Source organism: Moheibacter sediminis, from assembly GCF_900176425.1.
GTDB lineage: Bacteria > Bacteroidota > Bacteroidia > Flavobacteriales > Weeksellaceae > Moheibacter > Moheibacter sediminis.
Genome location: NZ_FWXS01000010.1, coordinates 62,147 through 76,971, shown reverse-complemented (window position 1 = coordinate 76,971; position 14,825 = coordinate 62,147). Strand labels below are relative to the sequence as shown.

The window sequence follows — 14,825 nt, the reverse complement described above, 5'->3', positions numbered from 1 at the left end:
ATGAAGAATTACTTAGACGAATTGAATGAACCGCAGCGACTTGCTGCCGAAACCACTGAAGGACCGCTGATGGTAATTGCCGGCGCAGGTTCCGGGAAAACCAGAGTGCTTACTTATCGAATTGCCCATTTGATTGAAAAAGGAGTTGACCCGTTCAACATACTTTCGCTGACTTTTACCAATAAGGCGGCACGGGAAATGAAAGAAAGAATTTCTGCTGTCATCGGTGCTTCGGAAGCAAAGAGTTTATGGATGGGAACTTTTCACTCGATTTTCGCAAGGATTTTACGTGTGGAGGCAACGAAATTGGGTTATCCTTCTGACTTTACAATTTATGATTCTCAGGATGCGCAAAGTGTGATGCGTAAAGTCATTGATGAATTGCAGCTCGACAAAGACATTTACAAAGCAAAACAGGTTTTACATAGAATTTCACAATTCAAAAATAATTTAATTACCGTACGGGCTTACCAAAACACGCCTGAATTAATGGAAGCTGATGCAGCGGCAATGAAACCGAGAATGGGTGACATTTACCGAGCTTATGTGGACAGATGTTTCAAATCGGGCGCGATGGATTTTGATGATTTGCTTTTGAGAACGAATGAAGTTTTGACACGTTTTCCGGAAGTTCTGGCTAAATACCAGGAACGTTTCAAGTACATTTTGGTTGATGAGTATCAGGATACAAACCATTCGCAGTATTTAATCGTAAAAGCTTTGGCTTCTCGGTATGAAAATCTTTGCGTTGTGGGTGATGATGCACAGAGTATTTATGCCTTTCGTGGCGCGAACATCCGAAACATTCTTTCGTTTCAAAAGGATTATGCGGATGCAAAAGTGATTCCATTGGAACAAAATTACCGTTCGACCAAAACAATTGTAGGTGCGGCGAATCAAGTCATCGCACAAAATCGTGACCAGTTGGAAAAAAATGTCTGGACAGCAAATGAAGACGGAGAAACGATTCCCGTTTACCGTGCGCTTTCCGATGCTGATGAAGCACGTTATGTTGCTTCACAAATTTTTGAATTGCAGATGACCCAGCATTTGAAAAATGATCAAATTGCTATTTTATATAGAACCAATGCACAGTCCAGAGCGATAGAAGAAGCTTTGAGAAAAAGAAGCTTGCCTTACCGAGTTTTTGGAGGAACTTCATTTTACCAAAGAAAAGAAATCAAAGATTTGGTGGCCTATCTCAGATTATTAATTAATCAAAATGACGAGGAAGCTTTGTTGAGAGTAATCAATTATCCGGTGCGTGGAATTGGTCAGACAACTATAAACAAACTCATGATTGCTGCTGATGAATTGCAGATTACCGTTTTTCAAGTTTTGGAAAACATCAGACAATATGCTGCAAAATTGGGAATCAATGCCGGGACCGTAAACAAACTCGATGAGTTTATGACGATGATGAAAAGTTTCCAAGTGATGTTGAAATCGCATGATGTTTATGAAGTGAGTATGCACGTTGCGAAAACGACGAAATTAATTGGTATGCTGAAAGAAGACGATACGCCAGAGGGAATTTCCCGTTTGGAAAATATACAAGAATTATTGAACAGCATACAAGGATATGTCGAGGAACAAAAACAATTGGATGAAGGCGACCCTTCGTTGAGCGGGTTTTTGGAGAATGTTGCTTTGTCCACCGATGCGGACAATGAGGATGATGACAAAAACAAAATCTCGCTGATGACAGTCCATTTGGCGAAAGGACTGGAATTTCCGGCGGTTTTCATCGTTGGTCTGGAGGAAAATTTATTTCCTTCGATGATGAATTTGAATACCCGTCAGGAACTGGAAGAAGAACGTCGCTTGTTTTATGTAGCTTTGACAAGAGCCGAAAAATTTGCACATTTGACATATTCGGTTTCGAGATTCAGATGGGGAAAAATTACTGACAGTGAACCAAGTCGTTTCCTGGAAGAAATTGATGACAAATACCTTGACTGGAAAAATCTGAATGTTGGTTTACCGATTAATAACAGTGGATTAAATACCAATCTGTTTGATGATTACAATGATATTCCAAAATTTGAACGAAAAGAAAAACCTGCAAAAAATACAGAAACCTCATCTTTTATACCAAAAGCTAAAATGAAACCCGTTGCTGAAGCTAAAATTACCAACCAGGCGAATGGTGAGGCTGTAAATTTGGCAGCTGATAAAATTGTAGTTCATGATCGATTTGGACGTGGTAAAGTAATTTCGTTGGAAGGTGAACCAGGAAATGTGAAAGCTACGATTTTGTTTGACAATGCAGGTGAAAAAAAGTTGTTGCTGAATTTTGCAAAACTGAAAGTTATCGTGTAAATTAAAATTCTATAATCTATTTAATTAAGGCATTTGTCTATTATATTTTGAAATTCGTAGATTTCATTTCTGACAAGGTGGTTTAATCATTATAATTACAGTCATAATTTAATTTAAACAAAATGAAATGAGCCACAATGCAAGTTGATGTCAAACTAAATTTTGCTGGTGAATTCCATCTAACCATAAAAAACAAATAAACACAAACAGATGAAAAAGATAATTTTAACCGCAGGTTTACTTTTTTTAGGATTAAACCTTCAAGCGCAATCCATCGGAGAAATTTTAGGAGGAATCAAAAAAGTAACCGAAAAGAATACGGAGAAAAATTCAACAACCAATTCCAAAATAGATTTATCAGGACTCAGCTCCGGAGATGTTTCCACTGCTTTGAAGCAAGCGTTGAATATAGGCGTAGAAGAAGGAATTACCAAGCTTTCGGCTGAAGATGGTTTTTATAAAAATGAAATGGTAAAAATCCTGATGCCTGAAGAATTGAGAAAAGTTGAAAATACTTTGCGTACTTTCGGATTGAGCAGCCTGGCTGATGAAGGTGTGAAATTATTTAACCGGGCAGCTGAAGATGCAGTTTCGCAAGCGGCTCCTATTTTTGCGAATGCCATTACTTCTATCAGTTTTGATGATGCTAAAAATATTTTGTTGAGTAATGACAATGCAGCTACTAATTATTTGGAATCGGAAACTTCGGTTCAGCTTTTCAATGCATTTGAACCAAAGGTTGCATCATCATTAGATAAAGTAGGCGCTAATAAAGTTTGGGAAAAGCTCATCAACACTTATAATTCATTTACAGGAAAAAGCATTAATACTAATTTGAATGAGTATGTGACAGACCAAGCAATCGAAGGGGTTTTTAAAATGGTTGCTGAAAAAGAAGCAGGAATCAGAAACAATGCTGCATTTAGAACAACATCGGCATTGAAAGATGTTTTTGGTGCTTTGGATAGGAAATAAAATAGAAAATAATTTGTGTTAAAAAATTGTTTATATTTGATTAACAAATAATTAAAACACAAATTTATGAGACAATTTTTATTTTTACTGCTTATCGTAAGCGGTTTGAGCAACGCGCAAGTAAGCAATTATGATGTTGGAGATGTAGTTGATAATTTTACAATTACCGATACCCATGGAGTTCAGCATACTTTGTATGACATCACAGCTACTGGGAAATACGTTTTCTTAGATTTCTTTTTCAGAAATTGTGGACCTTGCCAGCAAACAAGCCGTTATTTTTATGAATTGTATGAAACTTATGGAGAAAATCAGGAACATGTTTATATGCTTTCCCTTTCACCTATTGACAACAATGCTACTATACAAGAATTTGAAGAATTATATAGTGGCGGATTTACACCTTGTCCTGCTGCAGGAACTGAAGGAGGTGCTCCCGCAGTAATTACAGATTTAGGGATTCCAGCATTTCCTACTTATTGTATCATCGGACCGGATAACAAGCTTTTAGTAGCAGATATTTGGCCAATCACAGATATGACTACATTTGAAGATGATTTCCCTGATGGTCTATTGGAAATATTAGGTGTTAATGATTTTACTAATAATAGCAACTATAGTGTATATCCTACCATATCTGACGGGAACTTTAATGTGTCTTTGACAGAGGCAAATAAATCAGATATTGCGGTTTATGACATGACTGGAAAAATCGTTCACAGCGGCTCCTATAATACTCAAAACATTTCAATGGGATTAAAAGTTGCTTCGGGCATTTACATCATGACTATTACTGTCGATGGCAAAACCAGTTCTAAGAAAATCATTGTAAAGAATTAATTAAAAATTTTAGAATTTATAAAGTCCGGTTCTCATTAAAGAGTCGGACTTTTTTGTTCTGTGATTTATGGATTTTAAGATTTCTATATAATTTAGTTGAGTTGGGAACAAAATGAATGGCAGTCATAATTAATGATATTACATATTGTCAGGATTATACTTTAATTTTTTATTCAATAAAAAAGCCGTTCCCAAAGAAAACGGCTTTTAAAATATCGTTGTTGTATTATAAATTACTTAACAATTAACTTTTTGGTTGTAGTCATTCCAGACTCTCCTTTGAAGGCTATCCAGTAAACACCGCTTGATAAACCAGAAAGATCTAACTGAGAGTTTCCGCTTTTCATGCTAACTGATCTAACAGACTTACCTTCAACATTCAAAATCTGAACTGCTGCGTTTTCTTTCAAAGTTACATTGGTAAATCCTTTTGCTACAGTTGGGTAAACTTCTGCGATTGCAATAGAATTTAAGTCAGAAACTGCCATAGTAGAATCATATCTGTACGTAAGAAAGAATGAAGTATCTGGCATTTCAGCTCCACTTCCGTCTAACTGTACAAATCTCAATTTGTATTCTGCAAGCTCTGTAGGATCTAAATTGATCAAATAATCAAAATTACCCCAATTTCCGCCTGCCTGTATAATTCCACCGTTTTCTCCTGGGTAAAATGATCCTTCAAATAATGGAAAGAAACAGTTTCCAGATGGTCCGCCGATACAGAATTGTGCCAAATTACCATCTGTATTGGTCATTTCAACTACTTGACCAGTTACAGTTATAGGTGCTTCAGTGATATTGTTAATCACTAAGTGTAATTTTGCTGCGTCAATAGGGTCTTCAAAAGTTCCGTGTACATTAAAAATATGCACTGAATTATTTTCGTAAGGAACTCCATCTAAGTCTGTAATGGAAAAACTCTGAGAATAAGAAGTTCCAGATACAGCTACTACGGTTAACATTGATAAGATTAATTTTTTCATTTTGCTTTTTTTTTTAGAAAAAGCAGCTGAAAGAGTCCAGCTGCTTTGTTTATATTAAATTATTTTATAACTACTTTTTTAGTGGTTACATTTTTACCTTCTGAAATTTTAACTACAAAAATTCCTTTTCCGTATGCGCTCAAATTGATTGCAGTAGTCTGAGAAACGTTTGAAGTAGAGTAAACTCTCTTTCCTGTTACATCATATACATCAATTGAAGAGGCATTTTTAGCTTCAACATTGATGATTCCTGTTGAAGGGTTTGGATAAATCTGCACATTAGAAGCAGTCAAGTCAGAAACGCCCATAACTCCTTCTGTTGAGAAATTAACTGAGGCTCCTGCACCATAAGCTCCGGTAGTTGAATAAACTACAACGTTATTACTGTCTTTAAGAGAAACAGCTCCTCCACCGTCTCCAAATGCATCATACAATTTAAATGTATAACATTCTCCAGGAAGTGCTAAATCAAAAGTAAATGTTTGGTTGTTTTGTCCATTGTAAGGACCACCTTCATAAACTACTGTACCAGCAGAATCAAGAATTTCCCAAGAGCATTCATCTCCCCAGTTATCTGTTCTTACAGATAAAATCAAATTATTCGAAGTTTGAACTGCTTCATTAAAATTGATTGTCCCAACATTATTGGAATCATCTTCATCTGAAGGAATTGAAATTTGAAGTACATTTTCGTCTTGGGTGTAAAGAATTCCAGGAAGTGTTACAGTTTCATATTGAAGACCTCCCAAACTACCTGTCCAAGTATATACTTGTGGAGCACCTGAATTGATTGAATAAGTGATGTCTAAGGTTGTCAAAACATTGTTACCGTTATTTTTAATTTCAATAACCGGATAAGCCATACCGCTACATTGCGGTGTTATTTCTCTAATTGACTTGATGCTCATATCATTGTTCAAAGGCAAATTAGTATAAGCAGGAGATGTACCATTTCCGCTGATGATTTCTTGCTGACCTTCCGCTATAAACGCAACCAATTCTAAATCTCCAAAAACGATTGGAATATTGTTATGGGATTCAGGAATTGTATAAGTATATGTTTTTTGAACAAAATTACCTTGAGAAGTTGTAGTAATTTCCTCACCCCACTGACCTGTTACCATGTGAATCAAACGGTGCATGTGGTTGTAGTTATTTCCTTGACCACCTCCCGTTTGCGGACCAAATGTATTGTTTTGTAACAATGCAATGTTCAATTTATTAGTACTTACCGGACTATTTCCTGTATAATAAATTTCAGCAGTTATAGTCATTATACGTGATTGAGAATCGATGCTAGATTCCAAAGCAACATTTACATAAGAATTTTCAGTAAGCAATTCATTAGCAGCTGCAGTCCACTGACCTCTATCCAAAGCTGTAGTACCATCTGCTGTCATTTCTCTCCCTGGAAAAACATGACGGTTAACTGTTCCGGAAGGATATCCGAATCCACCTCCGGAATAAGATTGATTTACAATACCATTTCCAAATGAAGTTCTAAAATCTGGTTGACTTCCTTGTGGGGTTGCAAAACCTCCCTGGTGAATATTAATTAAAAATACATTTCCCGGGTTATTGTCTTGGATTGCTTTGGCAATCGCATGTCCCTGAGGGCAATAAACGCAGTTTATTCCTGTAAATTCTTCAAGAATAATTTTTTTATTCTCTGCAGTAGTGCTTACAATTGTTTGCCCATATGCAGCCAACGGCAACAAAGCGGCAAAAATAAATCTGGTAAAATTTTGTTTCATAAAATTGTAATTTGTGTGTTAATTATGTTAAAGTATGTATAAAATCTACATAAACACAAATATATTAATTTTTTTTTATTATAACTTAAAGTTATGTTGTTTTAACTAAACAGCGCATTATGAGTAATTTTAACAAATTCAATTATTCATGAGTGTATAAAAAAAGCAGTCAATCGAATTGATTGACTGCTTTTGAAATTTTCTGTTTAAAAATTTATTTCACTATTACTTTTTTAGTAATGATATTTTTACCCTCAGCAACTTTAACTAAATAGATTCCTTTACCATAAGATGATAAATCTATTGTCGTTAATTGTTTAGTTGAGTTCACAGAATACATTTTTCTTCCTGAAGCATCAAATACTTCAATTTGAGCATTTGGTACTTTTGAATTGATATTTACAATTCCTGTAGTTGGGTTTGGATATACACTGATCTCTAATGAACTAAGATCATCAACTCCTAACGCACCTTTTGCAAAATCCTCAGAGTATCCTGATCCATAATTTCCGTCAGATTCGCTTAATATCACTCCGTTTTCATCTTTCAAAGATATGGCTGCTCCACCATTATTTGATACATCTATTACATTAAGTGTGTAACAGTCATTTGCAGGTAAGTCTATTGTTTCAGTGTAGGTTTGGTTATTTCCATATCCATAACCTGACTTTATTGTTTGGTTATTTGAGTTACGAATATTCCAACGTGTCTGATTTCCAAAACCATCAGTATGGATTTCAAGAGTAAGAGTTGTAGACTCTGTAGAAATCGCATTTAAGAAATCTAGAGAAAGCTGATTATTTTCTGAATTCTCATCATCCTGAATAGATACACTCAACGTATTTGTTTCTTGGGCACTATATACAATTTCAGGAAGTTGAATTTCTTTAGTTACCAAAGGAGCAATTGTTCCTGTCCAAGTATAGCTTAATGGTTCTCCCGAATTGATTGAATAATTAAAAGTCAAAGAAGTAATAAGATTTCCTCCTAAATTTTCAATTTCTACAATTGGTGAAGCATTTCCAGTACAAGATTTTGGAATCTCACGTATTTGTTTTATCGAAGCATCATTTTCATGCTCAAGACCTATAAGCGCAGGAAATGTTCCATTACCACTAATTATCTCCTGTTGTGATTCAGACATAAAAACTACAATTTCCAAATTGGATAAAATTGCAGGTATGTTATTGTAACTTTCAGGAATCGTATAAGTATAATTTTTGTTTACAAAACTACCTGTAGTTGTTGTAGTAACTTCTTCTCCCCATTGACCGGTAATCAAATGAACTAATCTACGCATGTGGTTATAGTTGTTACCTTGATTACCTCCTGTTTGAGGCCCTGTAGTGTTGTTTTGCAACAAAGCAACATTTAAGCGATTAGTTGATTGCGGACTGTCTCCTGTATAATAAGATTCTACATGGACAGTTAACACACGCGTATCAATGTCAACGCTTGCTTCTACAGCCATGTTGACATAAGAAGGTAAGTTGAGCAACTGATTTGCTGAACTCGCCCACTGACCTCTGTCTAAAATAGTTTTGTTGTTAAAAAATACATGTCTGTTAACTGTCCCGGAAGGGTATCCTGTAAGACCTGTTTGATTTGCAATTGCATTTCCAAAAGGTGTACGGAAATCAGGCTGCCCCCCTTGCGGTGTTGCAAAACCTCCTTGGTGTATATTGATAGCGAAGGCTTTTCCGGGATTGTTTTCTAAAATCTGTTCAGCTATCACATGTCCTTGAGGACAATATACACAGTTTATACCTGTAAATTCCTCTAGAATAACTTTTCTATTCTCAGGTGTAGTGCTTACTATGGTTTGCCCGTAAGCTGCTAATGGAGCTAATCCCACCAGCAAAAACTTGGTAAAAATGTTTTTCATAATAATAATTATTTCTTGTGTGTTTATTTAAAAATATTGACCCTACTAATATACTAAAATGTTTTAACTAATGTAAGTGTAAATCCTGTATTTTCAGGAACATACCTACACACACCTCCTACACAAATCAACCCACCTCTTTGGCGACCGTAATTCATGGAAACACGTGTAGATTCTTTGGCATAACTTCCACCTACCATATAATAATGGAACCTTTCTTCTTCATCATCATTTCCATAATTGTAGTTATCTCCTACATAGAAATTCCATCTTTGGTTCAAGTTATATTCCACTAAAGCAGCTGCCCAATTCTTACGATCTCTTTTTGTCTGAAGGTGCTGTAATTCAAATCGGACTGAATTCTTTGGATTAAATTTATATAAGAAATCCCCAACTACTACATTGGCAATAATATGACTGTAATTTCCGCCTTCTACGATTGCTTTGTCATAGTATTGATGCATATAAGTAATGATGGATGAGAATTTATCTGTCCATTTTTTATTTACTTCAAAATTTACATCGTGGAAAAATTTTCGTCCAAAATCAAAAAAGTTTGTAGTGTATTCGGTTCCGGCTTCATTGAATTCTGCATTCAGACCATTCCAGTAAGAAGCGTTTGCTGCCAATTTAGTTCCGTATTTACCACCCAACAATGTTCCTTTTGGCATGTTATAGTAAATATCCAACTGCCCACCAATTTCTCCTGCTTCCTTTTCTATAAAATTAATGTTAGGCTGCGACTGATATACATATATGTTTGTCAATAAATAATCATGTTGACGGGTCAGTGCAGGTAAATAATTTACAATTCCTTCATTAAATAAATTTTCGGCTGGTTCACTCAAACTCCTTTGTGCAAAAATTCCCATGTTTTCCAATCTGCGGAAAGTAGTATTGATTCCGAAACCTTTTGTGGAATAGCCTAGATTAACCAATAAACCATTTCCATCATAATATTGTTCGGTGGGCACTTGACTGAAAAAAGAAGGTCGTTCGCTTTTGTAAACATATTCTGCATTGATGTAAACTCCTGAATTACCTGAGTATCCTAATCTTGCAGAATAATTATTTGTACTTTGCGGGAAATCTTCTATTGCTCCTGTATAGTTTTCCTGTTGCCCTACATAGCTGAAACCAGCAGTTACAGAATTAGAATAATTCTCTTTGTCAAATAAACGGACTATGTTGGTTTCAATGTCTAACCCACCAACGGTTCCTTCCGTAGTTTCAAAACCAAGCCTTGGCTTCCCAATCAATCCTTTAATTGTGGTAAAATCATTTGGCGTATAAGCTACACGCACACCACGGATTGAATTATTAATCCCGATTTGGCGATCTTCCCAGCTTCTAAGAACCATACCACTACCAAACTGCTCATAAAAATTACCTGCAGTTATATCTAAGTGTTCTCCTTTGTAATTTACATAATAAGTTGCTATTTTATTATCATTAAATCTGTCAGAATATCCTAGTAATGCACTTGGTAAGTACGCTTCGTACTGTAAACCTGCTGAAAATTTTCCGTAATTGTAGTCTAATCTTATGTAATTATTAGAACGAAAAGGGTCGTTTGGCTGTTCAAATCCTAAATCTTCATCTGTTTGGTACCATTGAGAAGTTGATTCAATTCCTCCAGAAAAAGTTCCCGCTCCTAAATCAATTTGTGCGTAAGAAACAGATGATGCTATAAAGGCAAGCATCAAACCATAAATTTGTTTCATGTGTTTATAATTATAATTTTATTCTCAGAATTTTGATTAATTTATAATCCAATTTAATCAATAAATTTTCTGAAAACTAGTTAGAGTATTCTTTGATTTTTTCGTAAAGCTCATCTTCCGCACCAGGCTGGTAACCAATGTGTTTATAAACGATTTTCCCATCTTTTATCACTACAACGTAAGGAGGTGTAGAGAAATTCAATAGTCTTTTCAATTCATTATTGGTATCCAATAAAATATCAAAAGGCCAACCCTTTCCATTGACCATCGGCTGAACTCTCCCTACTGTTTTTGAATCATCTACAGACACTGCATAGAATTTAAATTCAGTTTCAGCATTCCAATCATCAAACTTATCATTGATGGCATTCAATTCCAAAATACATGGTCCGCACCAAGTAGCCCAAAATGCTAAAACAACAGGTTTTCCTTCATTTTTTGAAATAGACTTAATATCTATTTTGCTTCCTTTCAAATCCGGAATCGAATAATCCGGAAATTCAGTCTCTTGTGCCGACAATACCCCAATCGCCAGAATTAGACTGAAAAGTGTAATTAATTTTTTCATTATAATTTTTTATTTGTGTGTTAATTGGGCTAAATTAGCAAAAATTTAATATTAATTTATGAAAAAATTAAATAATCTAACACACACATTTATTTTTCTCGCTTTATTTTCAGGCTTACTGTTAAGTTGTGGAACTGAGGAAGATTTAGCAGACGAATCGATTCAAATGACAATGAGTGCAATGTCGGTTCCGGTAGGGTCTCAAATTACATTTACGGCTTCATCAAGTATTGCAGGAGACATTACCTCTGATGCGGTTTATTTTGTAAACGGTCAGCAGATCGAAGGGAGCTCATTTATACCGACTGAAGTAAATGAAACCAATGAAGTTTATGCATCTTACAATGGCAAGAACAGCAGCACAAGTACGTTTGCTTCTACTGATGTCATACCGTCACAGTACACTCAAAAAGTATTATTGGAAGACTATACCGGAACTTGGTGTGGATGGTGTCCAAGAATGAATTCTATTATGCATTATTTAACTGATTACAGTGACAAAATAATTCCAATTGCAATACATACGCAGGGCACTCCACAAGACCCATGGGTTTATGAGTACGCTTTAGATATGGCGAGTACTGCTAATTACGGGGCTGGAGCTGCTCCTGCCGGTAAAATCAATAGAATTCACACTTTAGATCAATTTCAGCAACAACACCCTTGCCCTAATACGCGGGAAGTTTATTATCCTCAAGTCGATACTTATTTAAATCAATCTGCTCCGTTGGGATTAGCAATTAATTCTTCTCTAAGCGGTAGCAGCTTAAGCATCAATGTAAAAGTTGGATTTTCCACGGATGTTGTTCCGGAAGCACGCTTGGTGGTAGTTTTGGTGGAAGATGGTTTGATACATAATCAATATAATTATTTCAGCGGATCTGGATCTAATTGTGATCCTGAATATAATTACTCAAGCATGCCTCATCCAATACAAGGGTTTACACACAACCATGTCCTGTTAAAATCATTCACTGACATTTATGGTGATATCATCCCGACAAACCAGATTTCAAATGGAGCTGTTTATACAAAACCGTTTAATGTAACGCTTCCAGCTAATGTAACTAATGCCTCTAATTTGAGCGTTGTTGCATTTGTTTTAGGGAATGGAAACCAGATTAAAACTAGAGGTGTAATCAATGTTCAAAGTGCGAAGGTTGGTACGAACCAAGATTTTGATTAATTCAAGTCTCACAATATTGAAAACAAAAAGTCCCGAATTGATTCGGGACTTTTTTATGCTTTATAAATTCTAAATTTATTATAAAATTTCTCTTACGATGGTGATTGTTTTTTCTAAATCTTCGCGTGTAACATTCAAGTGCGGACGAAAACGAATCGTTCTTTCGCCACAAGTCAAAAGGATTAATTTCTTTTCCATTGCTTTTTTCACAACTTCATTTCTTTCTGCATCTGAAGGCAAATCAAAAGCCAAGAAAAGTCCCATTCCGCGAACGTTGGTAACGTTTGCAAAATCAGATTCAATTTTATCCAATTCTCCTTTCAAGAATTCACCCTGAACGTTCACATTTTCCAATAAATTTTCTTGTTCGATTACTTCCAAAATCAATTTGAAGCGAAGCATATCGATGTAGTTTCCACCGAAAGTAGAATTGATTCGGCTTGATTCTTTGAATACATTATCAGGTACGATATCTAATTTTTCTTTGTTTGCCAAAATTCCACAAACCTGAGTTTTCTTTCCGAATGAAATCACATCTGGAATCACATCATAGTTCTGGTACCCCCACATTTTACCTGTCAAAGCTATTCCGGTCTGAACTTCATCTAAAATGAAAAGGATTTCATGTTCATCACAGATTCTTCTCAATTCTTTGAAAAATTCATTTCTGAAATAATTGTCTCCACCTTCTGCCTGAATGGTTTCTATAATGATACAAGCGATTTCATTTGGATTTTCAGTCAAAGCATTTATGATTTGTTCAACCGCCAATTTTTCTTGTTCAATAGTTTTTTCTAAACCTTCTTGCGTTTCCGGAAAGTACATTTTCGGATTAATTATTCTTGGCCAATTGAACTTCGGGAAAAACATGTGTTTTCTCGGGTCTTTTGTATTGGTCAATGTCAAAGTATAACCTGAACGTCCGTGAAATGCCTGCTGAAAATGAATTACGCCACCGGCTTCTTTGTCTATTCCTTTTGATTTGTTCAATCTTGTTTTCCAGTCAAAAGCAGCTTTCAAAGCATTTTCAACAGCTAAGGCTCCGCCTTCTACAAAGAATGCATATTGCAATTCAGCAGGGATCGCCACACGGCTGAATGTATCTACAAATTCTGCATATTCTTCTGTATAAACATCAGAAACGGTTGGTTTGTTGATTGCCATTTTTCCTAAAAACTCAATATTTCTAACCAAATGCGGATGGTTGTAACCAATTGAAGCGGAAGCAAACATGCTGAACATGTCCAGGTATTCGTCTCCGTTTTGATCTACGATATAAGAACCGTGTGATTTTTCTATGTCCATTACCATCGGATAACCATCTGCCAAGATGTGTTTACCCAATCGGTCATGTACGGTTTGTGTTGCTACTTCCATATATTATTGTATTGCTTGATTTTTGCGCGTTGCAAACTTAATGATTCTTCATTAAATTATTAACACAATATTTATAAAGAAGTTACGTTAAGAATTAATTAACCAATTAAAATAAACTCTATGAATTACAAAAAATCTATCCGATTTGTAATGGTATTACTTTTCACTTTTGCTGTTTATTCGTGTAGCGACGATGAAGGAAGTGGTTCAAATAATACTATTGAACTTACATCAAATCTCTCTGAAACATCAATACCTTTTGGTGAGGGAAAATTTGAATTTACTGTGGAAAATAGTCAAAACGAGGATATAACTTCTTCCAGCACTATTTATGTAAATGACACACCTATTATAGGAAATGAATTTTCACCAACAGAACCGGGAACTTATGAAGTGTACGCTCAAAAGGACAATTCCACGAGTAATACTATTTCTTTGGCAGTTTCTGAAAAAAACAAATTTACTCATAAAGTTATGGTAGAAGACTTTACCGGAACATGGTGCGGATACTGTCCTCGTGTAATGGATGCTTTTGTAAAATTAAGCGAGATTACTAATAAAGTAGTTCCTATTGGTGTTCATAGTGGTGACTCATTCCAGATACCAGAATATGCACAATTAGAGAACCTGGTTCCTAATTTTGGAGGTTATCCGACAGCGTTTATCAACAGGTCAGCAGTATGGTCAATAAATGAAAATGAAAATCTCGAAGAGGTAACCAGTAAAATCAATGCCAATTCAACCATCGGTATTTCTATTTCTTCTCAATTAGATGAAAATAATGGTACTGTAAGTGTTCGTTTTGCTTTTGGAGCTAACTACAATCAATCTTTAAAATATGGTATTTATATCTTAGAAAACGGATTAGTTGAAAATCAGGTAAATTATTACACTGGTAGTAATGGATTATTCGGAGGTACAAATCCCCTCGTAAATTTTGTTCATAATCACACGCTTCGCGGGTATGCTACCCCTAATATTGCTGGTAAAGCTTTACCATCGGGACAATCTATGTATGGAAACATTATAGAACTGCCTAATTTAGCTACAAGTAATTATACCTCTTTAGACGTAAACAAATTAGAGATTGTAGTGTTTATAATGGATGCAAATGGAAAAGTTTTAAATGTACAGGTTGCTCCGGCAAATACTGTTAAAGGTTTTGAATTTTTATAAACTTACCATTTAACAATATTTAAATAAAAGGCTTT

11 protein-coding genes are annotated in these 14,825 nt (G+C 35.3%); 5 read left to right on the top strand and 6 right to left on the bottom strand.

Translation table 11 applies throughout. The annotated features are described in order from the left end of the window. The 3 genes from B8977_RS13390 (at nt 1) to B8977_RS13380 (ending at nt 4,137) form a co-directional block, all read left to right on the top strand. The gene (locus B8977_RS13390; protein ID WP_084018465.1) at nt 1-2,322 is read left to right on the top strand and encodes an ATP-dependent helicase; all 2,322 of its coding nucleotides are present in this window, start codon (nt 1-3) and stop codon (nt 2,320-2,322) included. 210 nt (nt 2,323-2,532) lie between these two features. Further along, on the top strand, nt 2,533-3,297 hold the full coding sequence (locus B8977_RS13385; RefSeq protein WP_084018462.1) for a DUF4197 domain-containing protein: 765 nt from the start codon (nt 2,533-2,535) through the stop codon (nt 3,295-3,297). A 66-nt stretch (nt 3,298-3,363) separates the two neighbouring features. Continuing rightward, nucleotides 3,364-4,137 (top strand): TlpA family protein disulfide reductase, encoded by a 774-nt coding sequence (locus B8977_RS13380; protein WP_084018460.1) that lies wholly within the window; start codon nt 3,364-3,366, stop codon nt 4,135-4,137. A 233-nt stretch (nt 4,138-4,370) separates the two neighbouring features. Here the strand turns inward: B8977_RS13380 and B8977_RS13375 are convergent, their stop codons facing one another. The 5 genes from B8977_RS13375 to B8977_RS13355 all read right to left on the bottom strand — a co-directional run bounded on the left by B8977_RS13375 (nt 4,371) and on the right by B8977_RS13355 (nt 11,051). Beyond that, on the bottom strand, nt 4,371-5,120 hold the full coding sequence (locus B8977_RS13375; RefSeq protein WP_084018457.1) for a T9SS type A sorting domain-containing protein: 750 nt from the start codon (nt 5,118-5,120) through the stop codon (nt 4,371-4,373). Nucleotides 5,121-5,179: 59 nt separating this feature from the next. Continuing rightward, complete coding sequence (locus B8977_RS13370; RefSeq protein ID WP_084018454.1) at nt 5,180-6,874, bottom strand: T9SS type A sorting domain-containing protein; 1,695 nt, start codon at nt 6,872-6,874, stop codon at nt 5,180-5,182. A gap of 214 nt (nt 6,875-7,088) precedes the next feature. Then, nucleotides 7,089-8,759, bottom strand: coding sequence for a T9SS type A sorting domain-containing protein (locus B8977_RS13365; protein ID WP_084018451.1), 1,671 nt, complete (start codon nt 8,757-8,759; stop codon nt 7,089-7,091). Nucleotides 8,760-8,812: 53 nt separating this feature from the next. Next, nucleotides 8,813-10,483 (bottom strand): DUF6029 family protein, encoded by a 1,671-nt coding sequence (locus tag B8977_RS13360; RefSeq protein WP_084018448.1) that lies wholly within the window; start codon nt 10,481-10,483, stop codon nt 8,813-8,815. A gap of 76 nt (nt 10,484-10,559) precedes the next feature. Next, nucleotides 10,560-11,051 (bottom strand): TlpA family protein disulfide reductase, encoded by a 492-nt coding sequence (locus B8977_RS13355; RefSeq protein WP_084018445.1) that lies wholly within the window; start codon nt 11,049-11,051, stop codon nt 10,560-10,562. A 58-nt stretch (nt 11,052-11,109) separates the two neighbouring features. On the opposite strand from B8977_RS13355, the gene B8977_RS13350 reads away from it, so the two are divergent. Further along, on the top strand, nt 11,110-12,237 hold the full coding sequence (locus B8977_RS13350) for an Omp28-related outer membrane protein (RefSeq protein ID WP_084018442.1): 1,128 nt from the start codon (nt 11,110-11,112) through the stop codon (nt 12,235-12,237). Between the two features lie 78 nt (nt 12,238-12,315). On the opposite strand, the gene lat is transcribed toward B8977_RS13350, so the two are convergent. After that, the gene (lat, locus tag B8977_RS13345) at nt 12,316-13,614 is read right to left on the bottom strand and encodes an L-lysine 6-transaminase (protein ID WP_084018438.1); all 1,299 of its coding nucleotides are present in this window, start codon (nt 13,612-13,614) and stop codon (nt 12,316-12,318) included. A 120-nt stretch (nt 13,615-13,734) separates the two neighbouring features. On the opposite strand from lat, the gene B8977_RS13340 reads away from it, so the two are divergent. Beyond that, complete coding sequence (locus B8977_RS13340; protein ID WP_084018434.1) at nt 13,735-14,790, top strand: Omp28-related outer membrane protein; 1,056 nt, start codon at nt 13,735-13,737, stop codon at nt 14,788-14,790. Nucleotides 14,791-14,825: the final 35 nt, after the last annotated feature.

Excerpts from the sequence above, each read along its gene's own strand:
- B8977_RS13390 (WP_084018465.1), top strand. The coding sequence starts at position 1 with ATGAAGAATTACTTAGACGAATTGAATGAACCGCAGCGACTTGCTGCC.
- B8977_RS13385 (WP_084018462.1), top strand. The coding sequence starts at position 2,533 with ATGAAAAAGATAATTTTAACCGCAGGTTTACTTTTTTTAGGATTAAAC.
- B8977_RS13380 (WP_084018460.1), top strand. The coding sequence starts at position 3,364 with ATGAGACAATTTTTATTTTTACTGCTTATCGTAAGCGGTTTGAGCAAC.
- B8977_RS13375 (WP_084018457.1), bottom strand. The coding sequence starts at position 5,120 with ATGAAAAAATTAATCTTATCAATGTTAACCGTAGTAGCTGTATCTGGA.
- B8977_RS13370 (WP_084018454.1), bottom strand. The coding sequence starts at position 6,874 with ATGAAACAAAATTTTACCAGATTTATTTTTGCCGCTTTGTTGCCGTTG.
- B8977_RS13365 (WP_084018451.1), bottom strand. The coding sequence starts at position 8,759 with ATGAAAAACATTTTTACCAAGTTTTTGCTGGTGGGATTAGCTCCATTA.
- B8977_RS13360 (WP_084018448.1), bottom strand. The coding sequence starts at position 10,483 with ATGAAACAAATTTATGGTTTGATGCTTGCCTTTATAGCATCATCTGTT.
- B8977_RS13355 (WP_084018445.1), bottom strand. The coding sequence starts at position 11,051 with ATGAAAAAATTAATTACACTTTTCAGTCTAATTCTGGCGATTGGGGTA.
- B8977_RS13350 (WP_084018442.1), top strand. The coding sequence starts at position 11,110 with ATGAAAAAATTAAATAATCTAACACACACATTTATTTTTCTCGCTTTA.
- lat (WP_084018438.1), bottom strand. The coding sequence starts at position 13,614 with ATGGAAGTAGCAACACAAACCGTACATGACCGATTGGGTAAACACATC.
- B8977_RS13340 (WP_084018434.1), top strand. The coding sequence starts at position 13,735 with ATGAATTACAAAAAATCTATCCGATTTGTAATGGTATTACTTTTCACT.